Raw genomic sequence first — 20,390 nt, 5'->3', positions numbered from 1 at the left:
TCAAACAAGCAGACGAATCGCGCCAGGACAAGGCACTTCACAGGTCCTTCGCCGTTCTCCGAACCCGAACGCCGCTCCGGTCCTCAGCTGTGCGGGGTGGGGCGGTAGAGCAGTTCCTGGGTGTGGCCGTCGAGCGTGCGGCTCTCGATCAGTTCCAGATCGAAGTCGGCCGCGCCCAAGAAGATCGGTGCCGCCCCGGTCCGGCCGCTGAGCACGGGGAAGATCGTCAGCTGCACGAAGTCCACCAGCCCGGCCGCCATCAGCGCGCGGTTCATCGAAAGGCTGCCGTGCGAGCGGAGCGGCACCGCCGACTCCTCCTTCAGCCTCGCCACGACGTCGACGGCGTTTCCGCTGATCAGGGTCGCGTCCGGCCAGTCGAGCGGGCCCGTGAGCGAGGTCGAGACCACCGTCGTCGGCATGCTCCGCATCCGGCCGTTCACCGGGTCGATGTCGGACTCGGCGATCGGGCCCAGCATCTCCTGGAACTGCCGGAAGGTGTTGGCACCGAGAACCATTCGCTGCTGCTCGCGGTACTGGGTGAGACGGCGTTCCAGGAACTCCGGGCCGTGCTTGCTCCAGTAGCCGCCCCAGTCGCCCTCCTCGTTGTAGGAGCCGAAGCCGTCGACGGTGGACAGGACGTCGAAGGTGTAGGTCGTGGTCATGGCGTGCTCCTCTGCTCGGTGTCTCTCACCCTGGCTACGAACGGGCTCGACCCGAATCGACACCGCGCCGGAAGTAGGTTCATGCATCGATTCACTACTGAATCGGTGCAGTCGTGCTTCGGCCGTGGTGAAACTGAGATCGGTGAAGGAAGTTCACCGTGGCAGACTGGCCGCCATGACCCTCGATCAGCGGTTGATCGATGTAGCGACGGAGTTGCTCGACCGCCGCTGGCCACTCGCCGACTTCGCCGTGGCCGCCGCCGTGCGCCTGGAGGACGGCGAGATCATCACCAGCGTCGGCCTCGACAACATCAACGCGGGCGCCGGGCTGTGCGCGGAGACCGGCGCGCTGTGCCAGGCGTACACGATGGACAGGCGCGTCACCGCGTCCGCGTGCGTGTGCCGCAACGACGGGGCGGTCGGAATCCTCGCGCCCTGCGGGATCTGCCAGGAACGGCTCGCGCTGTGGGGACCCGACGTCCAGGTCGCCGTCGCCGACCGGACCGCGCCCGGTGGCTGGAGCGCCCGCACGCTGGCCGAGCTCAACCCCTTCTACTGGGCCACCCACTTCACCGACGGGACCGCCTGGCCCGCCACTGCCGACCACGCCTGAGCGCTGGTGCGGTATTTCGGCTGCGCCGCAGCGGGTGGGCGTGGGGAGAATGCCGGGTGGACCTCGTCGAGATCGTTCAGGGTGACATCACCGAGCAGCACGTCGACGTCGTGGTGAACGCGGCCAACTCCTCCCTGCTGGGCGGCGGGGGAGTGGACGGCGCGATCCACCGCAAGGGCGGCCCGGCGATCCTGGAGGACTGCCGCAAGCTGCGCGCCGGGCACTACGGGCGCGGGCTCAAGACGGGGCAGGCGGTGGCGACAACGGCGGGGAGGCTGCCCGCGCGGTGGGTCGTGCACACGGTCGGGCCGGTGTGGTCGGCGACGGAGGACCGCTCGGGACTGCTGGCCGACTGCTACCGCAACTCCATGCTCGTGGCGGCGGAGCTCGGGGCGCGCAGCGTCGCGTTCCCGGCGATCTCCACAGGGATCTACCGCTGGCCCGTCGAGTCCGCCGCGAAGATCGCGCTGAGCGCGCTCGCCGAGGAAGTCCCAGGTATCGCCTCAGTGCGCTTGGTACTGTTCGACAAGAAGACGCTCGATGTGTTCGAAGCCGTGCACCGCGCGAATTCGCAGGACGAAAAATAAGATTGACGCGGCGGGCGCGCGCGGTGATGATGGTGTCAACACAAGCGATACGAGGAGCGGTCATGGCGAGCACGGGGACGCGAGAGGCGCAGTGGCCCTATCAGGCCGCCGCGACCGCCGCGCACGTGTCGCAGGCCGTGTCCTGGCAGGTCCAGGCCTCCTCCGTTGACGCGGACTCCCCGCCGTGAACCCGAACGGGTCATGACGGGGAGCCGCCCATCGGGAAACCGATCCGGGCGGCTTTCTTCATTCGCGTTCTCAAATTCCGGCCGATGAGCTTCGGAAGCGGAACGACCTCCAAAGTCGTTTCCCGGGGGTTCGACTCCCTCCATCGGTGCGCGGTTTCGCAGTTCATTGACATCTGAACACGCATTTCGATTCTTGGTGGAGATGGGGCTGTTGGAGCCCCGCCCGGCTGTAACCCGGGAGCCCGCGCGGCACAGGGGGTTCGACTCCCTCCTCCACCACGGGCCGCGGCGCGCCTCGGGCGCCGCGGCACCCCACGCTCACGCCACCCGGCGGTGACGTGAGCCGATGCTCGTTGGTCCAGTCGGCATGGACACCGCGCTCTGGACGCGGGGACCGAGGTTCGAACCCTCGACGGGCAGCGAGAACGACGATGGAGGGCTGGCCGCGCGCCCTCCGCGCACGACACCACGGCAGCACCGAGGAAGTGTTGCCGCACAAGGAGGATTGGCCGAGTCCGGGATGACAGCCGTCTCGAAAACGGTGGTCGGGCGTGCAGAGCGCCCGCGCAGGTTCGAATCCTGCGTCCTCCGCGGGGAACGCGCCGGGCGCAGACGATCCTTGCACGATCGTCCTGGAGGGTTCGACACCCTCGTTCTCCACCGAGCGCGTGTGGCTCAGCGGCGAGAGCACCCCGTTCACATCGGGGAGATCCCAGGTTCGAGTCCTGGCACGCGCACCGCACGTCCCGTGGCTCAGCCGGTAGAGCGTCCGCTCGACATGCGGAAGGTCCCAGGTTCGAACCCTGGCGGGACGACTGTGACCGAAGCCGAAGGAGTCGAGGCGCCAGATTGTGGATCTGATCCGGTCGGTCACCCCATTCCGCACCACGGTGCCGGATGGCACTGAGTACTCCTCGCAGCGGACGGGGACGAGGTCATCGAGGTGCCGGCCCCCGGGTAGCGGCGGCGAGGATGTTGCGGGCCATGCCGCCGAAGACGATTCCGTGGAAGGGCCACACGGCCCACCAGTAGAGGTGGCCGAGCAGGCCGTGCGGGAGGAAGACGGCGCGCTGCCGGTAGACGGAGCCGCCGGGAGCCTCGGCGACGGACAGCTCCAGCCACGCCTTGCCGGGGACGCGCATCTCGGCGCGCAGCCGGAGCAGGGAGCCGTGTTCGATCTCCTCCACGCGCCACCAGTCGAGCGCTTCGCCGGTGTGCAGGACGCGGGGGTCGCGGCGGCCGCGGCGCAGGCCGACTCCGCCGACGGCGCGGTCGAGCCACCCGCGCACGGCCCAGGCCAAGGGAAAGGAGTACCAGCCGTTCTCGCCGCCGATGCCCTCGATCACCCGCCACACGGCCGGTTGGGCGGCAGCGGAGCGCTGTTCGCGCACGTCGGTGTAGACGGAGCCGCCGGACCACGCGGGGTCGCTGGGCAGCGGTTCGGACGGGGCGCCTGCGGGGGAGGCGTTGGACCACCGGGTCTCCACGGCGCCGTCGCGGATCTTGGCGAGCGCCAGCTCGACGGCGCGCGCGTAGCCGGTGAGCCCGCCAGGGGGCTGGGGGAGATGGGCGTCGATGTCGTGCTCGGAGCGGACGACCTCGTGCACGAGCGAGTCGACCAGCGGCCGCGCGATCGAAGCGGGAACGGGGGTGACCCAGTTGACCCAGTGCGAGGACAGCCGGGGGCTGAGCACGGGAACGGGGATGATCACGCGCTTGGGCAGCCCGGCGATCCGCGCGTAGCGGCGCATCATCTCCACGTAGGTGAGCACGTCGGGGCCGCCGATGTCGAAGGCGCGGTTGACCTCGGCGGGCAGGTCGACGGCGCGGACGAGGTAGTGCAGCACGTCGCGCACGGCGATCGGCTGGATGCGGTTGTGCACCCACTTCGGCGTGATCATCGCGGGCAGGCGCTCGGTCAGGTAGCGCAGCATCTCGAAGCTCGCCGAGCCGGAGCCGATGACCACGGCGGCGCGCAGGACGGCCGTCGGCACGCCGGAGCGCAGGAAGATCTCACCGACCTCGGCGCGCGAGGCGAGGTGGTCCGACAGCTCGTTCCCGGCGGGCGTGATCCCGCCGAGGTAGACCAAGCGCCGCACACCGTTCGAGCGCGCGCAGTCGGCCACAGTCCGGGCAGCACGCTGGTCGATCTTGGCGAAGTCCTTGTGGTTCAACGAGTGCACCAGGTAGTGCACGACGTCGACGTCCTCGGTCGCCGCCCGCACCGAAGCTTCGTCGAGCACGTCGCCGCGCACGACCTCGACCTGCCGCGCCCACGGCACGTCGCGCAGCTTGCCGGGGTCTCGCACCAGGCACCGCACTTCGTGGCCCTCGGCGAGCAGCAGCGGCACGAGTCGTCCGCCGAGGTATCCGGTCGCTCCAGTCGCCAGGCATCGCATGGGCCCAGCCTTGTCGTTGTCGCCCGATCGTGCAGGTTCAGAACTGTTCGCGATCGAGTTCCTGCTCGACAACCGCCTCAATGTCGTCGAGCCGTCGCAGCCCGCTGAGCGCGCGGGTCATCCGGTGGTTGCCGTGCAGTTCGCGCGCGTTGCCGTGCAGCCACGCCCAGTACCCCGCGGTGAACGGGCACGCCTGCTCGCCGAGGCGCTTGCGCGGGTCGTAGGTGCAGGTCGAGCAGTGATCGCTCATGCGGTTCACGTAGGCGCCACCGGACAGGTAGGGCTTCGTGGCCATCAAGCCGCCATCGGCGTGCTGGCTCATGCCGACGACGTTCACCGGCATCACCCACGGGAACCCGTCGACGAAGGACGTGGTGAACCAGTCGCTCAGCTCGGCGGGGTCGTAGCCGCGTTGCAGGCCGTGGTTGCCCAGCACCATCAGCCGCTGGATGTGGTGCACCCAGCCGCGATCGCGCACACCGGTCAACGCGGACTTGAGGCACTTCGCCCGCACAGCACCGGGATCGAGTTCGGCCCACCACTCCGGGAGCCGGACGCGAGCGCGGAAACCGTTGTTGCGCTTGTACTCCGGGCCGAAGTGCCAGTACAGGTGCCACACGTACTCACGCCAGCCCAGGACCTGCCGGACGAAGCCCTCGACGCTGCTCAGCGGCGCGTCACCGACCCGGCGCTCGGCCGCGCGGACGACGTCGAGCGGCTGCAGCAACCCCAGGTTCAGCGGCACGGACAGCAGCGAGTGCGCCATCGCCCAGTCCTCGCCGAGGATCGCGTCCTCGTGCGGCCCGAACGCGGCGAGCCGGTGCCGCAGGAAGTGCTCCAACGCCGTGCTCGCCTCCGCCGAGGTGACCGGGAACAGGCGAGGACCATCCCGGCCGACGGTATCGAGCCCCATCGCGTCGAGGTCGGCGCGGACCCGCTCGTCGACCTCGTCCTCCTCCGGCCACCACGGCGGCTCCACAGGCAGCCTGGAAGCTCCCTTCGGCGGGGGTTCGCGGTTGTCGGCGTCGAAGTTCCACCGTCCGCCCACGGGCTCGCCCGCGTCCATGAGCACGTCGAACCGCTGGCGCTGGTCGCGGTAGAAGTCCTCCATCAGGAAGCGTTCTCGCCCGCGTGCCCACTCGGCGAACTCCTTGCGGGACAAGGCGAATCCTGGTGTCGGCAGCACCTCCGCGACGAGTCCGTCACGTTCGAGCGCCCGCACCAGATCCTCAGCTGCGTGCGAACCGGGCTCGTGCACGGCGACGGGGCGCCCGTACTCCGCCAGCGCCTCGCGGTAGGTGGTGGCGCGGATCAGCGTCGCGCGCTCGCCGAGTTCTTCAGCGAGGTGCCGCATCCCGGACAGCACCAGGTGCAGCTTCTGCCGGTGGTACGGTCGCCGCCGCAGCGCGTTCTCGGACTCGATGAGCAGCACTTCGCGCGCGCCCTGGTGGAAGTGCGCCCCGAGCTGGTCTCCGAACAGCCACAGTGGACGGTCGCTCTCGGTCATCGAGCCATTCTCGCAGTCCAGCGGCAGACCGACACGGTAGTGCGAAACGGGTGCCGGTACGGTTCGCCGATATGTCGTCGAGCGCGCCCGCCCGCGTAGGCCGTCCGGTCATCCTGCTGCTGGTCCTGGCCGCGCTGCCGGTCGCGGCGATGCTGTTCGAAGTGCTGCGCTCGCCGCGCCTGCACTTCCTGGACTACTGGTCGGTCTTCACGAGGGTCACCAACGACGACGGCAGCCTGTACCCGCGCGGCGTGCTGACGTACCAGAACGAGCACCCGATGTTCTTGCCCGGCTTGCTGTTCTGGCTGGAGGCGAAGCTGCTCGGCGGCTACAACCAGGTGCTCGGGCTGATCGATGTGATCATGGTCAGCTCGACCGTGCTCCTGCTGCACCGACTGCTGCCCCGCGAACTGGGCGACACCAAGCGCGCCGCGCTGACGGCCGGGTTCTCGTTCCTGTTGTTCACCACGAGCGGCCTGCACAACTTCTCCTTCGGCTTCAGCGGGATCGGGTGGTTGTCGGCGAACCTGGCCGCGGTGGGCGCGCTCGTGCTCGCGTGGCGGGGCAGGCGGTTCGGCGCGATCGCGGTCGGACTGCTTGGATGTGCTTGCTACGGAACAGCTTTCGCGGTGTGGCCCGCGCTCGCGTTGGTGAACTGGCTGCGGCGGGAGCGCGCGCGGTGGGTGGTCGGTCCGCTCGCGATCGGCGTGGTGGTCGTGCTCGGCTGGGCGATGACCTACGGCCCGAAACCGAGCCTGGACAAGGGCGACCTGCTCGGCCTGGACAGCTACCTGTCGGCGGTGGCGGCGGCGCTGGGCCAGTTGTGGTCGACCAACCAGGACGTGGCGACCGGCGCGGGAGTGCTGACGGGCCTGCTGGTGGCGGGCTTCGCCGGGCTGGCCGTGCGCAGGCGACTCGCGGACGACGTCCAGCACCCGCAGACACCGTGGATCGGCGTGGCGGTGTACGCGGCGGGCGCGGCGGTGATGATCAGTGCGGCGCGCGCAGGAGCTGGCTTGGACATCGCTTCGACCAGCCGTTATGCGTCGATTCCGGCGTTGGCCGCGTGCGCGGCGCTCGCGCTCGTGGTGATCAGCTGGCCGAAGGTCAGCGCCATCCGAGTTGCCGGGGCGGCGGTCGCGGTCGGACTCGTGACCTACGCGATCGGCAGCGTGCAGGCGGGGCACGTGCGCGCGCAGTACGCGAAGCAGGACCTGCTCGCGATCGCCATGCGCACGGATGCGACGACGATGGTCACGCAGCTGCGGGCGAAGGTCGCCGCGTTGCCCGCCGCGCGTGCGTTGGGGCTGTATCCGTTCAACGAGGACTTCAGCCTGGGCTGCGGTGGCCACGAGCTGGGCCAGGTGATCGGAGCGGACGCGCTCACGCCGGTGCGGGGCGTGTCGGCGACCGAGCGCACGGGCGGCAACCTGGACAGCCCCGCGGTCGGCGACTCCTTGATCAACGGGTGGGCGATGGTGGCGGACAAGCGCGTCGACTGCGTGCTGGTGCTGGACGGCGCGGGCACGGTGGTCGGCGGCGGGGTCACCGGCGTGCCGCGGCCGGATGTCGCGCAGACGCTCGGAGCCGCGGACCCGCGCCTGGGCTTCACCGCCATCGCGGGTCCGGGTACAGCGGGGGACCGCGTCGTCGTGTCGGCGGGTGGACGGCTCTACCAGCTGGCGTCGGGATAGATTCCGGCGGTGCGCGAGGACCAGGCGGAGACCGCCACCGTGATGACCGATCGCCGGGACCGCTGGCTGGAGCTGGGGTTGCTGGCCCTCACCGCGGTCCCCGTGATGATCATGGTGGTCGAGGTGCTGCGCTCGCCCATGCTCAACTTCCTTGACTTCTGGTCGATGTTGGGCAACGCCACCAACGACGACGGCTCGCTGCACCCGAGCGGCCTGGTGAACCTGCACAATGAGCACCCCTTCGTCTGGCCGGGCCTGCTGTTCTGGATCGACATCCGCTTCCTCGGCGGCTCGAACCAGGCGCTGGGCATGGCCGTGGTGCTCGCGGCGGTGCTGATGGTGCTGGTGCTGAACCGCATGCTGCCCAAGGACCTCGATCGGGCGAAGCGCGCTGCGCTGACGATGGTCTTCGCGTTCCTGCTGTTGTCGCCGAGCGGTCTTGAGCTGTTCGGCATGAGCATGAACGGCGTGCACGGCCTGTCCGGCTACCTGCCGAGCGTGGTCGCGCTGCTCTTCGCGCACCGGGGCCGGACGGTGCTCGCGGTGATCGCCGCAGTTGTGGGGTGCCTCGGCTACGGCAGCGCGTTCCCGGTGTGGTTCGCGGTCGCTCTGGTGGCGTGGCTGCGGCGTGATCGCGGGTGGCAGATCGTGCTCCCGGCCGGGCTCGGCGTGGCGGTCGGGGTGTCGTGGTTGCTGGTCAAGCGGGCTGAGCACCTGCCGACTCCGGACAAGCCGCTCGGCGCGGAGAGCTACCTGTCGACCTTCGCGGAGACACTGGGTTCCCTGTGGTCCTCCGTCCGCGACGTCGCGGTCTTCGGCGGCGTGCTGACCGGGTTGATCCTGGTGGTGCTCGTGGCCGGAGTGCTGCGGGACCGCGTCGAGGACGGGGCCGTGCGGCGCGCGGCGGGCTGGGCGGGTCTTGGCCTGTACGCGGTGCTCGTCGCCGGGATGGTGAGCCTGTCGCGGATCAACCTCGCCACGCAGCTCGGCTCGACCAGCCGGTACGCGGTGATCCCGGCGCTGGCGATCTCCGCGCTGCTGGTGCTCGCGGTGCTGGCGTGGCAGCCCTCCAGCGGGTCGACGGCGTTCGCGGCCACGGCCGTCGCGCTGCTGACCTTCGCGATGGGCACGAAGGCGGCCGATACCGTGCGCGCGAACTACCCGGACCAGAACCTGCTCGCGATCGCTGTGCGCGTTGAGGCGCCGAGGACCATGGCGGAACTGCGCCTGGAACCGATCAGCGCGCTCAAGCCCGTGCGGGCACTGGGTGCCTACCCGTACTCGGACTCTTTCAGGCTGGGGTGCGGCCAGGAACTGGGTTCCAAAGTCGACCCAGCGCGCGTGCGCCCGATGCCCGATCCCGGCGCGGGGCGACCGACGCAGGGTCACCTGGAATCGGGTCCGCTGAAGGGGGACTCCGCGATCAGGGGGTGGGCGGTGATCGACCACCACCGCCCGGAGTGCGTGCTGGTGGTCGACGCGCAGGGCACGGTGGTCGGCGGCGGGATCGCCGGGCTGCCCCGGCCGGACGTGGCGAAAACCGTTGGCACCAGGGAAACCCGCTCCGGCTGGCGCGCGGTCACCGGCTCCGACGTTCCCGGTGGCAGCGTGCTCCTCGGCGCGGGAGGACAGTTCTACAAGGTCACTCCCGCGCCGTGAGGCTCATTTGAGCAGTGCCGGGGCGGGCTTGCCGCCGGTCATGGACAGCGCGCCCTTGACGCACCTGGCCAGCAGCCACCAGTTGGCGGGCTTCTTCAGGTCCAGCCCGCCGATGAGCTGGCGGAGCAGGGTGAGCGAGTCGAAGTAGATCCGCTCGCAGACCAGCGTCTCGTTCTCGTCGAAGATGAAGTACGCCGTCATCCGGGTGCGGAACGTGCTGCCGGTGGCCGGGATCTTGCCGAGCGGGCCGAGGTGCGTGCCCATCAGCCAGAACTCCACGACGATCGCGTCATCGGTGTGCCGCAGCTTGATGATCTCGTGGTGCTGGTCGGGGAACGCCGTGCGCGTCTCGTTGTAGTACCCGCGCACCGCGGCGTCGCCGTCGTGCAGGGTCATCGTCGCGATGATCTCGTAGCGCGGGTGCGGGAACGTCGACAGCACGTCGTCCCAGCGGTGGTCGACCTCGTCCTGGAAGTGGTCGAGCACGAGCTTCTCGCGGGCGGCGCGGACCTCGTCGGTGAGCATGGTCTTCCTCAGCTGAGCGTCTTGTGGGTGAACGTCGGGGTGGTGCCGGGGTTGGTCCACGCGGCGGTCAGCTCGCTGGACGGGAAGAACTGGAGGAACCGGGGATCGGCCTGGGAGCGGTCCACGATCGACTTCTCCAGGATGATCGAGTTGTACTGGTCCGCCGTGGTCTCCAGGGTGTTCGCGTTGAGCACGACCTCCTGCTGCCACGCGCGCGCCCACTTCGCGATGCCGGGCAGGCGGCTGTGCTCCGGCGTCAGGCACTCGGCGGCGATCACGTTCTCGCTGCTGGCCCAGATGCCGGTGGAGGTGTTGAGCACCAACGTCTGGTTGCCGAAGACGTGCCCTGGGGTACTGAGCACCGCGACGCCGGGACCGAGTACCAGTCCGCCGTCGGCCGCCAGGAACGCCTCCGCTGGCACGTCGTCGAAGGCGCTGACCTGGTACCAAGGGCGCTGCAACGGGTGCAGGTTCGCCATCCCGGCCAGCTCGTCGCGCTGCACGATCACCTTGGCGTTGGGGAAGAACGCCTCGCGCGGGTTCGCCGTGGTGCCGATCCAGCGGCGCAGGTCCTGCGTGTGCAGGTGGTCGAACATCAGGTAGTCGACCTCCTCCGGCCGGATGCCGATGCGGGCCAGGTGGTGCTGGACCGTGCCGTGCCGGGTGACCGCGAGCTTTTCCATGAAGTTCGGCAGCCGCGCCTTGAGCGCCGCGAAGTACGGCGTGTTCTCGCCGCGCTCCACGTCGCTGGGCTCGAACAACAGCGTCCGCTGGCGGCCGTCGCTCTCGTGCCAGCGGATCACCAGCATCCGGTTGGTGATCGACAGGAACGGCGCGATCGCGCGGCTCGCGCGGAACAACCCGAAGCGCGTCGGGTAGGGCAGCGTCACCAGGTCGCACGTGATCACGCTGTCCGGGGTGCCCGTCGCCGAGAACTCCCTGCGGAAGTCCGCCGCGCGGGTGCGCGCCCACGCCAGCTTCGCGCCGAAGCCGCCCGGGACGCCGGGCAGGGCGTCGAACACCTCGACCGCCGCGCCGAGGCTGGGCAGTGCTGCGACGTCGGCGGGATCGAACACGCGGGCCTCCCTGTGTACTTACGCTGTAAGTCACAGCGAAGCACTTACACTGTAAGTCCGTCAACTGGAAGGCGCGTGCGATGGAGCCCCGCGACAAGGTGACTCGCGAGAAGGTGCTGGCAGCGGCCCTGACCCTGGTCGAGGAGAACGGCATCGAGGGCTTGAGCATGCGCAAGCTCGCCGCCGCCGTCGGCGTGGAGGCGATGTCGCTCTACAACCACGTGCCCAACAAGGACGCCGTCATCGACGGCATCGCCGAGCTGGTCATCCAGCGCATGGTCCTGCCCGAACCCACCGGCTCGTGGAAGGCCGACCTGCGCGCCCTCGCCGACGCTTTCCGCGCTGCCGCCACCGGCCACCCGCACGCCGCGCGCCTGCTCCTCACTCGACAACTCGTCTCCGGTGGCAGCCTCGCCGCGTCGAACGCCGCCCTCGCCGCGCTCCGCGCCGCCGGGTTCTCCTCCTCGGAGGCCGTCCACGCCCTGCGCGCCGTCTTGGCGTTCCTCGTCGGCACCGTGCTGCGCGAGGTCGAGTCCACCCCCGCCTTCGACGGCTCCGACGCTTCGGCCGTAGCCCGGCGCGAGGCCGACCTCTCGGCGGGCCCGTTCCCGGCGCTCGCCGAATCCGCGCCTTTCTTGGCGTCGTGCGACCACGAGCGCGAGTACCAGTACGGCCTTGACCTCCTGCTCGTCGCCCTCGAATCCCGCCTGCCCGGCTGAGGTGCTGGCCTGATGCCACCGAGGTTTGTCGGTCTTCAAGACCACCAACCCCCTTGGTGATCATCGTTAACCGCCGCAAACCCTGTACGGCAGAGGGTTTGCGGCGGTTGAAGACCGCGAAGAGCGGGGTTGTGGGTACTTGAAGACCGGCAAACTCCGGCCGTCTCGCTGGAAGCACCCCTGGCTGCCGTAGTGCTAGAGGACGACCGGAGCGCAGAGGGACCACCCCCGCTCGCGCGGGGAAGACTCCGGCTCCGACATGCCTGTGACCGTGAGGCGGGACCACCCCCGCTCGCGCGGGGAAGACACTTGTTGAGCTGGCGGTTTGTCGGCGTGCGGTTGGTCTTTGCATGGGTTTCGGCGGTGGAGATAGATGGTGGACTACGAGCTGCTGGGCTGAAAGGCCCGGGGGCGTTGCGGCGGGGCTTCAGGACTGCCGAACCGCCTTGGTGATCATCGCTGACCGCCCCAAACCCGGCGTCGCAGAGTGCTTGGGTGGTTGAAGACCGGCGAACGCGGTGCGGCCGGACGCGCTCTGGCTGGGGCAATGCGACGGGGGTGGCCCGGGCTGGGCGGCCTGATGTGGCCAGGGGGTGACATCGATGATCCGGAGGGTTGGTGGGACTGCTTGCCCTCCACGCGGAAAGCCGTGCACAGCTGAGTGGGGCGGCCGGGGGCGGGGATGACGGCTGAGCGGCAAAAATCATCAGGCGGATGCCACCTCAGGATGATGTGTGAACAAGTTTCTCAATCTATTGGACTTCGCCGTAGTGGCTTGTGGGATGGTGCGGTTGCCGGGGGCGGAGTGCGAATCGAAGATTCTGATTCCTCTTGCAATGATGCGTAGCCTGAGTCAATGACGTCAGTATTTGTATGTAAATCTAATTGCGCCGAATGGCGGCGGCGGGGTTGGTAGCGTGATGACTAGCCTTTCGGATGGATCTTCGCGTTCTGGGCTTTGGGTGCACTGCCCGAACAGGGATTCACTTGGTTGATGGGCCGTTTACCTGGGGAGGAGCGGCATGTTTCTGGTTGAGCGGGACGATGAGTTGCGGATTCTGCGCGATCTGCTCGCCGAGTGCGCGGACGGGCGCGGCAGGGTCGTCGTCGTCTCGGGCGGGGCCGCGGTGGGCAAGACGGAGCTGGTCAACGCGGTCACCGAGGAGGCCCTCGACGCGGGCGCGGTGGTGCTGGCGGCGACGGGTTCGCGTGCGGAGCGGTGCCTGCCGTTCGGGTTCCTTCACCAACTGCTGCAAGGGATTCCGGCGGACACGGGCGGTATCGCCCGGTTGCTCGCCGCGCACGCGGGCGGGCCGGAGACCGGCGGGGGCGACGTCATCCCGCAGGAGCACGCGCAGATCGCCCACGAGGTGTGCTCACTGCTGTTCGCGGCGGCGCGGCAGCAGCCGGTCATCCTCACCCTCGATGACCTGAATCACGCGGACACCGCTTCGCTGCGGTGCGTTCTCTTTTTGCTGCGGCGACTGCGGTCGGCCCGCGTGATGGTAATTGTCACCGAAGGGGAGAGTTCTACCCCGTCCTATCTGCACTTTCGGGCCGAGTTGTTGCGGCAGCCCTACTGCCAGCGCGTCCGGCTCTTTCCGTTCACGCCCGCCGGGGTCATGCGGCGACTGGCCGCCGAACTGGGAGAAGAGGCAACGAACGAGACCACTCCGACCTATTTCGCGGCCAGTGGCGGAAACCCGCTGCTGCTCAACGCGCTGATCGAAGGATATCGCGCGGCGCGCCGGGAGCTGCCGACGGGGGTGAGTCCGGAACCGGTGGTCGGCGACGGTTATCGGCAGGCGGTGCTGGCCTGCCTCTACCGCTGCGAGCCGCCGGTGGCGGAGGTCGCGGCGGGGCTGGCGGTGCTGCACGAGGCCGCGACGCCGTCGATGCTGCACCGGCTGCTGGACCTGGAGCCCGAAGCGGTCATCCAGGCGATCCAGACGTTGAACATGGCCGGACTGCTGGAGCGCGGACGGCTGCGCCACGCGGCCGCGCGCGCGGCGGTGCTGGAGAACCTGCCCGCGACGGAGCGCACGGAACTGCACGTGCGCGCGGCGTGGCTGCTGCGGGCAGATCAGGGTGAGCCGGTGACGATCGCGCGCCTGCTGCTCGCGGTGGGCTGGGACCAGGACCCGGCCGTGGTGCCGATCCTGGAGGAAGCCGCCGAAGCCGCGCTCGCCGTGGACGATTCGGGGCTGGCGGTGCGCTGCCTGGAGCTGGCGCAGCTGGCGTGCTCGGGGCAGCGCCGTCGCGCGGTCGTGACGCTGCGGCTGGTCGAGGCGCTGTGGCTGGTCGCCCCGGCCGACGCCGCGCGGCACCTGGCGGGCCTGGTCGACCTCGCGGAGCTGGACCTGCTGGAGCAGACCGACCAGCTCTCGCTGCTGTCCTGCCTGCTGTGGTTCGGCCGGGTCGACGAAGCGAACCGGCTGCTGCTGCGCTGGGACGTGTCGGTGCCGGGCCGCGACGGGCAGATCACCCTGGTGCGGCACCAGTTGCTGGCGAGCTTCCCGCAGTTGCTCGCCCGGCTGCCCGCCGCGCCGCGTGTGGCGGAACTCGGTACCTCGCCGAACGGACTGCGCCCGACGCCGTCGGCCGCGGCCGTTCTGGCGAGGGCGCTGGCCAACGGCAACACCGACCAGATCGTGCTCGCGGCGGAGGAGGTCCTGCAGGCCACCCGGCTCAGCGCGGCGAACCTGGAGGCGATCGAGTTCGCGTTGATGGCGCTGGTCTACGCCGACCGGGCCGACCGCGCGGCGCACTACTGCGTGCCGCTGCTCGGCGAGGCGACCAGCCGCGAGGTGCCGACGTGGCGCGCGGTGCTGTCGCTGGTCAGCGCGGAGATCGCATTGCGGCACGGTGACCTGACCGAAGCCGACGAGCACGCGGCCGCGGCGCTGACCCACGTCGGCGTGCAGGGGCTGGGCGTGCGAGCGCGCTCGGCGCAGGGCATCAGGGTGCTGGCGCTGACCGAGATGGGCGAGCACTCCGCCGCCGCCGAGGTGCTGCGCCTTCCGGTGCCCGAGCTGATGTTGCGCTCGCGGTACAGCCTGCCGTACCTGCTCGCGCGCGGGGTGCACTTCCTCGCGACGGATCGGCCGCAGGCGGCCGAAGCGGACTTCCGCAGCTGTGGCTCGCTGATGACGCAGTGGGGCACCGACGCGCCCGCGCTGATCCCGTGGCGCTCCGAACTCGCCCAGGTGCAGGTGCGCCTCGGCGCGCGGGAGCAGGCGCGCGAACTCGCCGAACAGCAGCTCGGACGCTCCGCCGGTCTGCGTCGCGCGCGCGGGATCTCCCTGCGGGTCTTGGCTTCCACGGTGGAGCTGCGTCAGCGACCGGGGTTGCTGCGCCAGGCAGCCGACATCCTCCAAGCGTGCGGGGACCGGCTGGAGTTGGCCAAGACGCTCGCCGAACTCAGCCGCACGCACTACGCGCTCGGCGAGTTCTACCGCGCGAGGATGATGGTGCGCCGTGCCGTGCACCTGGCGCAGCAGTGCCACGCCGAGCGCACGGTCTGCGGCGATCTCCTCTCCCTGGCAAGGGAATCGTTGCCGTCGGACACCAAGAGCGCCACCGAGGTGAAGGGTCTCGCGCAGCTCAGCGAGGCGGAGCGCCGGGTCGCGGCACTCGCCGCGCGCGGGCACACCAACCGCGAAATAGGCCGCAAGCTGTTCATCACGGTCAGCACGGTCGAGCAGCACCTGACACGGGTCTACCGCAAGCTCAAGGTCAACAGCCGCGCGGACCTGCTGGTCTGGGAGAGCACCGAGAAGCCCAAGGCCCGCATCTGCTGAGAACCCCTTGTCAGGCAAGGAGTTCGACCGCCTTGACGATCTGGCCGGCGCCGTCCTCGGAGCGGATCTGCTCGCCGACGGCGTCGGCCACCGCGCTCAAGGACGGCTCGTGCGCCGCGCGGTGGACCAGCTCGCCGAGGCGCTCGGCGGTGAGCTTGCGCAGCGGGACCGAACCCGGGCTCACGCCGAGCTTCTTCAGGCGCGCGGCCCAGAACGGCTGGTCGGCGGTCAACGGCGTTGGCACAGCGGGAACTCCGGCGCGCAGCGCGGCTCCGGTAGTGCCAGCGCCGCCGTGGTGCACGACCGCGGCCATCTGCGGGAAGAGCCATTCGTGCGGCGCTTCGCCGATGGTGAGCACGTCGTCGTTGTCCGCGACCGCGAGGCCCGCCCAGCCCGCCTGCACGATCCCGCGCACCCCGGCCCGGCGCAGCGCGGCTGCGGTGATTTCGGAGAGCCGGTCACCGTCACCGGCGGCCATGCTGCCGAAGCTGACGAAGACCGGGGGCGGGCCGGAGGCGAGGAAGTCGGTCAGCTCGGCCGAGGGCGTCCAGTCCTCCCGCACGGCGGGCCACCAGTAGCCGCTGATCTCCAGGCCGGGCCGCCAGTCGCTCGGGCGGGGCACCACCTGGCGGCTGAAACCGTGGTGCACCGGGTAGTTCTCCTGGTGCATCGCGCGCAGCATCGCGTTGAGCCCCACGGCGGGAAGGCCGAGCCGGGCTTGGAAGTCGGCGAAGAAGCGCACGGTCGGCGCGGTCAGCGTCCGCAGCACGCCGTCGAGGTTGCGGTTGGCCCAGCGGCCCAGGTTCGGCAGCGACGCCTCGGCCGGGGGGAAGTCACCGGTGGGCGCCATCGCGGTGGGGAACAGCTCCAGCGCCATCGTGGGGATGCCGAGCGCCTTGCCGACCGCGTACCCCTGGGGGATGGTGAGGTGGTGCAGCAGGAGGAGATCGGCGTCCTCCGCGACGGTGAGCACGCCGTCGCACAGCTGCCGCATCAGCTCGACGTACTGGCGGGCCCCGGCCAGCGCCGCGCCCGCGCCGGTCTCCTCCCACGCGGAGTGCGAGGAGTCGGCTCCGCGCAGGTGCAGGAAGTCCAGGCCCGCCGCGCGCACCAGCGGTTCGTGGGCCTCGGCGGTCGCGACGGCGACCTCGTGGCCGACCTCGGCGAGCCGCCGACCGAGGCCGGTGAAGGGGACGACGTCCCCGCGCACACCGACCGCGGTGATGACGATCTTCATGATGGTGGTGCTCCCCGTCTGGGTCGGCGCTGCTTCCGCAACCAGGGAAACAGAGCCGACCCAGCGGGCGCGTCAGTCGCTCGACGATTTCACCGGCGCCTGAAGATCATCCTCATGACGGGGTTCAGCCTCGTCCTCGGCGGTGATGTGCCTGGGCATCAGGGCGCACGCGGCCACGGTGACGACCGCGACCAGCGCACCGCCGATGAGCCCGTTGAGCTGGATGCCGTCGATGAACGCCGCCCCGGAATCGGCCAGCAGCCGGGCGGCCAGATCCGGCGGGAGCGTGGCGGCCTCGGCGACCGCGGCGCTGGCGGACTCCCGCGCTGCGTTCATGGTCTGCTCGCTGATACCGGGGATGGAGCGCAGCGAGTCGGCGTACACCGAGAAGGCGATGCCGCCCATCACGGTGATGCCGACGCCGATGCCGAGCTCGTAGGTCGTCTCCTCGGTGGCCGCCGCGCTGCCGACGTGGTCGATGTGCGCGACGGTGAGCACCGCGTCGTTGGCCGCGATCATGGTCAGGCCGATGCCCGCGCCCAGCGCCACCATCATGGCCGCGATCGGCAGGTAGCCGCCCGCCTCCAGCGCGAGCCAGCTGCCGAACAGCGACAGCGAGGTCAGCCCCAGTCCCACGCCGAAGAGCAGGCGGTGGCCCCAGCGCAGCATCAGCATGCCGACGAAGGTGGACAGCACGATCGCCAGCAGCAGCGGCAACAGCGCGAAACCCGCGCGCATCGGGCTGTAGTGCAGCACCGACTGGAACAGCTGCTCCAGCACGAACATCACGCCGGACATGGCAAGCATCGCCACACCCGCCGAACCCACGCCGGTGCTGAAACCCCTGTTGCGGAACATGTTGAGGTCCAGCAGCGGGTGCGGAGCGCGGCGCAGCCACACGATCAGCGCGCCGAGCACCACGATCCCGCCGAGCAGCAGCAGCGCGGCGTTGAGGGTGAAGCCGGAGCTGGTCGCGGTCTTGATGCACAGCACGACGCAGCCGATGCCGAGCACGGAGAGCACCGAGCCGAGGACGTCGATGCCGCCGGGGCCGCTGGCGCGCGACTCCGGGACGAAGCGCAGCACCACCAGGGTCGCGACCGCGATCACCGGCACGTTGATCAGGAACACCGCGTGCCAGGTGAAGTGCTCCAAGAGGAATCCGCCCAGCAGCGGGCCGAGCGCGGCGCCGATGGAGAGCACCGCGCCGAGCACCGCGATGGCCAGCGTCCGCTCCTTGCGGTCGGGGAAGACCACCCTGGTGATCGACATGATCGCCGGCATGATCATCGCCCCGCCGACCGCCGTTCCCGCGCGGGCCGCGATCAGCAGTTCCGGGGTGGGCGCCCACGCCGCGAACAGCGAGTTCACCACGAACATCAGGAAGCCCAGCAGCAGGATCTTCTTGCGCCCGAAGCGATCGCTGACCGAGCCGGAGGTCAGCAGCAGCGCGGCCAGCAGCAACGGGTAGACGTCGTTCATCCACAGCAGCTGCGACAGGCTGGGCCGCAGGTCCTGGGTGATCGACGGGATCGCCAGGCCGAACACGGTGCTGTCGACGGTGACCAGCAGCTCGCTCATGGCCAGCGCGGCCAGGATGCCCCAGCGGGCCTTGCCTAATTTGATCATGTTTCGCGGTCCCCTAAGCGGTGCTCAATCATCTGGTAACTCCACGGGGGCGATCTGGTCGAAGACGTCACCCGGTCCCGGATTGCCCGGCGCGGTCGCGCCGCCCAGGTGGGTGAGCACGCCCCAGACCGCGTTGAGCGCCGTGGTCACCGCGCCCTCGGCGAAGCCCGCGGTCCACGAGATGTCGTCCCCCGCAAGGAAGAACCCCCGATGGCCGGTGGCGAGCCCGTCCTGCTTGAAGTGGGTGTACAACCGGCGCTGGTAACGGTAGTGGCCCGGCAGGTTGGCCTTGAACGCGCCCATGAAGTAGGGCTCGTTCTCCCAGGTGATCGTCACCGGCGGGGCGATCACGTGGGAGCGGATGTCCACCCCGGGGTAGATGGCCGCCAGCGAGCCGAGCACGACCTCCAGCCGCTCGTCGGCGGGCAGCGCGGCGAACTTCAGCGAATCGTCGTTCCAGGTGTAGGACAAGCACATCACGCCTGGTCGGTCGGGTCCGTCGTCGAAGAGGTAGACCCCGCGCGGCATCCGGTCGGTGAGCGTCATGCTCATCAGCTCGCGGCCGGTGGCGGGGTCGGTGTCGCGCCAGAACGGGCGGTCGGTGAGCACGAAGAGCTTGGAGCTGCCCATGTAGTGCGTGCGCTCCACCGCGGTCCACACCGGGCCCGGCAGCAGGGATTCCGAGCAGCGGATCTTCGACAGCAACATCCAGTTCTGCGCGGCGAAGACCGCGGCCGGGTACTCGCGGGCCACGCCTTCCTTGTCGTGCACCAGGAATCCGGTGCCGACGCGGTCGATCGCGGTCACCGCCGGGCGGTGCCGACCACCGTGCAGCGACGCCAGCGAGGTACCGGTGGGCCAGTGCGCCATCCGCTCAGGGGCGTAGTCCCAGAGGCTGAGGGGAAGTTGTTGGCATCCGCCAAGAACGCGCCGGTGGTCCTCGTCCGCGCCGGTGTAGACCACGCGCAGGATCTCCAGCATGGAGTTCGGGAAGTCGGTGTCCCAGCCGCCGGTACCGAAGCCGACCTGGCCGAAGATCTCGCGGTGCCGGAAGGAGGCGAAGGACGGCGATGCCGACAGGAACCCGTAGAAGGAGACGTCGTCGAGCTTGGGCACCAGGCGGTTCCAGATCGCCTTGACGCCGGCGACGTCGCGCCTGCGGATCGCGGCGTCCATCATGGACAGTTCGGCGTGCTCGTGCAGCGCCTTCTCCCAGGCGTCGGCCACCTCCTGGTAGACCGTCGGCAGCTCGGCGGAGGTGCGCGCCCAGTGGCTCACCCCGTTGAGGTCGACCACGGTGCCGGGGGTGAAGGGGGACAACGGGTTCGGGAACGGCGCGGTGGACAGGCCGACGAGGTCCAGGTAGTGCCCGAGCGCGGTCGCCGAGGGCGGGAAGCGCATCGCGCCCATCTCCGCGACCGAGCCGGGGTGGCCCTCGAAGCTCGTGGAGCGCATCCGGCCGCCGAGCTGGTCGGCCTCGTGGACCACCGGGCGCAGGCCGAGCTTCATCAGCTCGTGCGCGGTCACCAGCCCGGAGAGGCCGCCGCCGATCACCGCGACCTCGGTTCCCAGCACGTGCTCCGGCACCCGGCCGAGCCCGGCGGGGTGGGCCAGCCAGTCGTCGTAGGCGAAGGGGAAGTCCGGGCCGAACATGGTCAGCGGGCCGGCGGGCTCGGGCAGGGCGTGCTGGTCGGTCAGCAGCGAGAGCATCGTGTGGTTCCCCCAGGAACGTGGTGGCCGGGCACCGCCGAGCGGAAAATGTTTGCGAAGATCTCGTGGCACTGCTCCTCGCGCACCGGTTCAACCCCGTGAACAACGGACTCCGGCATGCTCGCGACATTGTTGACCGAGGTGACCAGTCTATTCGCGGCGATGTCTCCGCGGTAATGGAGAGAGGCCGTTCGCGTTCCCGTGGATCAAGAACACTAATACGCGCTGCCTGAAGGACCGCAGCGTCCTCGATGGCAGTTGAGCGACGTTGAATCATCCTCAGGTTAGGACTGTGTCGCCGTAGCGACAACCCCTATACCTGCATGTTCGTCCGCGCGACGGGATCGGGTCATGTCGGTGTGAGTCACGTGTTAATGGTTTTTCG

Annotated in this window: 15 protein-coding genes and 6 tRNA genes; 13 read left to right on the top strand and 8 right to left on the bottom strand. The window is 69.8% G+C overall.

What is annotated here, in order from left to right:
* Positions 1 to 83: 83 nt before the first annotated feature.
* Positions 84 to 662, bottom strand: a complete 579-nt coding sequence (locus CCN37_RS16045; protein WP_086821574.1) for a dihydrofolate reductase family protein — start codon at positions 660 to 662, stop codon at positions 84 to 86.
* 175 nt (positions 663 to 837) lie between these two features.
* Here CCN37_RS16045 and CCN37_RS16040 point away from each other — a divergent pair, with 175 nt between their 5' ends.
* The 9 genes from CCN37_RS16040 (at position 838) to CCN37_RS16015 (ending at position 2,865) form a co-directional block, all read left to right on the top strand.
* Positions 838 to 1,275, top strand: coding sequence for a cytidine deaminase (locus CCN37_RS16040; protein WP_086821573.1), 438 nt, complete (start codon positions 838 to 840; stop codon positions 1,273 to 1,275).
* A 56-nt stretch (positions 1,276 to 1,331) separates the two neighbouring features.
* A complete protein-coding gene (locus tag CCN37_RS16035; protein WP_168200689.1) occupies positions 1,332 to 1,862 on the top strand; it encodes an O-acetyl-ADP-ribose deacetylase in 531 nt (176 codons plus the stop codon).
* Between the two features lie 62 nt (positions 1,863 to 1,924).
* A complete protein-coding gene (locus CCN37_RS42030; RefSeq protein ID WP_256388047.1) occupies positions 1,925 to 2,050 on the top strand; it encodes a hypothetical protein in 126 nt (41 codons plus the stop codon).
* 80 nt (positions 2,051 to 2,130) lie between these two features.
* Positions 2,131 to 2,199 (top strand) — tRNA-Trp (locus tag CCN37_RS39910).
* A 46-nt stretch (positions 2,200 to 2,245) separates the two neighbouring features.
* Positions 2,246 to 2,329: transfer RNA gene (locus CCN37_RS39905), tRNA-Tyr, on the top strand.
* 68 nt (positions 2,330 to 2,397) lie between these two features.
* Positions 2,398 to 2,470: transfer RNA gene (locus CCN37_RS16030), tRNA-Gln, on the top strand.
* Between the two features lie 79 nt (positions 2,471 to 2,549).
* Positions 2,550 to 2,641, top strand: a tRNA-Ser gene (locus CCN37_RS16025).
* A gap of 73 nt (positions 2,642 to 2,714) precedes the next feature.
* A tRNA-Val gene (locus tag CCN37_RS16020) sits at positions 2,715 to 2,787 on the top strand.
* A 5-nt stretch (positions 2,788 to 2,792) separates the two neighbouring features.
* Positions 2,793 to 2,865, top strand: a tRNA-Val gene (locus CCN37_RS16015).
* Between the two features lie 120 nt (positions 2,866 to 2,985).
* Here CCN37_RS16015 and CCN37_RS16010 read toward each other — a convergent pair.
* Positions 2,986 to 4,449 carry an SDR family oxidoreductase gene (locus tag CCN37_RS16010; protein WP_086821572.1) on the bottom strand — a complete coding sequence of 488 codons (1,464 nt, stop codon included), beginning with the start codon at positions 4,447 to 4,449 and terminating at the stop codon, positions 2,986 to 2,988.
* Between the two features lie 37 nt (positions 4,450 to 4,486).
* Positions 4,487 to 5,956: a cryptochrome/photolyase family protein gene (locus CCN37_RS16005; protein WP_086821571.1), complete on the bottom strand. Its 1,470-nt coding sequence runs from the start codon at positions 5,954 to 5,956 to the stop codon at positions 4,487 to 4,489.
* A gap of 71 nt (positions 5,957 to 6,027) precedes the next feature.
* Here CCN37_RS16005 and CCN37_RS16000 point away from each other — a divergent pair, with 71 nt between their 5' ends.
* Both CCN37_RS16000 and CCN37_RS15995 read left to right on the top strand, forming a co-directional pair.
* Entirely contained in the window at positions 6,028 to 7,650 is a 1,623-nt protein-coding gene (locus CCN37_RS16000) for a hypothetical protein (protein WP_086821570.1), read from the top strand.
* Positions 7,651 to 7,659: 9 nt separating this feature from the next.
* A complete protein-coding gene (locus CCN37_RS15995; protein WP_086821569.1) occupies positions 7,660 to 9,309 on the top strand; it encodes a hypothetical protein in 1,650 nt (549 codons plus the stop codon).
* Between the two features lie 3 nt (positions 9,310 to 9,312).
* On the opposite strand, the gene CCN37_RS15990 is transcribed toward CCN37_RS15995, so the two are convergent.
* Both CCN37_RS15990 and CCN37_RS15985 read right to left on the bottom strand, forming a co-directional pair.
* Positions 9,313 to 9,834 carry an ester cyclase gene (locus CCN37_RS15990; protein WP_086821568.1) on the bottom strand — a complete coding sequence of 174 codons (522 nt, stop codon included), beginning with the start codon at positions 9,832 to 9,834 and terminating at the stop codon, positions 9,313 to 9,315.
* A gap of 8 nt (positions 9,835 to 9,842) precedes the next feature.
* Positions 9,843 to 10,910, bottom strand: a complete 1,068-nt coding sequence (locus CCN37_RS15985; RefSeq protein WP_086821567.1) for a hypothetical protein — start codon at positions 10,908 to 10,910, stop codon at positions 9,843 to 9,845.
* Between the two features lie 80 nt (positions 10,911 to 10,990).
* Between CCN37_RS15985 and CCN37_RS15980 the strand changes: the two genes are divergently transcribed.
* Both CCN37_RS15980 and CCN37_RS15975 read left to right on the top strand, forming a co-directional pair.
* Positions 10,991 to 11,629, top strand: coding sequence for a TetR/AcrR family transcriptional regulator C-terminal domain-containing protein (locus CCN37_RS15980; RefSeq protein WP_246843077.1), 639 nt, complete (start codon positions 10,991 to 10,993; stop codon positions 11,627 to 11,629).
* A gap of 1,022 nt (positions 11,630 to 12,651) precedes the next feature.
* The gene (locus CCN37_RS15975; RefSeq protein ID WP_086821566.1) at positions 12,652 to 15,429 is read left to right on the top strand and encodes a LuxR family transcriptional regulator; all 2,778 of its coding nucleotides are present in this window, start codon (positions 12,652 to 12,654) and stop codon (positions 15,427 to 15,429) included.
* Between the two features lie 10 nt (positions 15,430 to 15,439).
* Here the strand turns inward: CCN37_RS15975 and CCN37_RS15970 are convergent, their stop codons facing one another.
* From CCN37_RS15970 to CCN37_RS15960, 3 genes are all read right to left on the bottom strand, one after another.
* The gene (locus tag CCN37_RS15970) at positions 15,440 to 16,666 is read right to left on the bottom strand and encodes a glycosyltransferase (RefSeq protein WP_086821565.1); all 1,227 of its coding nucleotides are present in this window, start codon (positions 16,664 to 16,666) and stop codon (positions 15,440 to 15,442) included.
* A 72-nt stretch (positions 16,667 to 16,738) separates the two neighbouring features.
* Positions 16,739 to 18,295: an MFS transporter gene (locus CCN37_RS15965; protein ID WP_086821564.1), complete on the bottom strand. Its 1,557-nt coding sequence runs from the start codon at positions 18,293 to 18,295 to the stop codon at positions 16,739 to 16,741.
* Positions 18,296 to 18,319: 24 nt separating this feature from the next.
* Complete coding sequence (locus tag CCN37_RS15960) at positions 18,320 to 20,005, bottom strand: NAD(P)/FAD-dependent oxidoreductase (RefSeq protein ID WP_210408052.1); 1,686 nt, start codon at positions 20,003 to 20,005, stop codon at positions 18,320 to 18,322.
* Between the last annotated feature and the right edge of the window lie 385 nt (positions 20,006 to 20,390).

This window comes from Allokutzneria sp. NRRL B-24872 (assembly GCF_002155965.1).
Classification (GTDB): Bacteria; Actinomycetota; Actinomycetes; order Mycobacteriales; family Pseudonocardiaceae; genus Allokutzneria.
Note: the sequence above shows the minus strand (reverse complement) of the source record. Positions and strands in the feature narration are given on the sequence as shown.

What these genes read in the sequence shown, in the direction of transcription:
- CCN37_RS16045 (WP_086821574.1), bottom strand. Translation starts at nt 662, where the DNA reads ATGACCACGACCTACACCTTCGACGTCCTGTCCACCGTCGACGGCTTC.
- CCN37_RS16040 (WP_086821573.1), top strand. Translation starts at nt 838, where the DNA reads ATGACCCTCGATCAGCGGTTGATCGATGTAGCGACGGAGTTGCTCGAC.
- CCN37_RS42030 (WP_256388047.1), top strand. Translation starts at nt 1,925, where the DNA reads ATGGCGAGCACGGGGACGCGAGAGGCGCAGTGGCCCTATCAGGCCGCC.
- CCN37_RS16010 (WP_086821572.1), bottom strand. Translation starts at nt 4,449, where the DNA reads ATGCGATGCCTGGCGACTGGAGCGACCGGATACCTCGGCGGACGACTC.
- CCN37_RS16005 (WP_086821571.1), bottom strand. Translation starts at nt 5,956, where the DNA reads ATGACCGAGAGCGACCGTCCACTGTGGCTGTTCGGAGACCAGCTCGGG.
- CCN37_RS16000 (WP_086821570.1), top strand. Translation starts at nt 6,028, where the DNA reads ATGTCGTCGAGCGCGCCCGCCCGCGTAGGCCGTCCGGTCATCCTGCTG.
- CCN37_RS15990 (WP_086821568.1), bottom strand. Translation starts at nt 9,834, where the DNA reads ATGCTCACCGACGAGGTCCGCGCCGCCCGCGAGAAGCTCGTGCTCGAC.
- CCN37_RS15980 (WP_246843077.1), top strand. Translation starts at nt 10,991, where the DNA reads ATGGAGCCCCGCGACAAGGTGACTCGCGAGAAGGTGCTGGCAGCGGCC.
- CCN37_RS15975 (WP_086821566.1), top strand. Translation starts at nt 12,652, where the DNA reads ATGTTTCTGGTTGAGCGGGACGATGAGTTGCGGATTCTGCGCGATCTG.
- CCN37_RS15970 (WP_086821565.1), bottom strand. Translation starts at nt 16,666, where the DNA reads ATGAAGATCGTCATCACCGCGGTCGGTGTGCGCGGGGACGTCGTCCCC.
- CCN37_RS15965 (WP_086821564.1), bottom strand. Translation starts at nt 18,295, where the DNA reads ATGATCAAATTAGGCAAGGCCCGCTGGGGCATCCTGGCCGCGCTGGCC.
- CCN37_RS15960 (WP_210408052.1), bottom strand. Translation starts at nt 20,005, where the DNA reads ATGCTCTCGCTGCTGACCGACCAGCACGCCCTGCCCGAGCCCGCCGGC.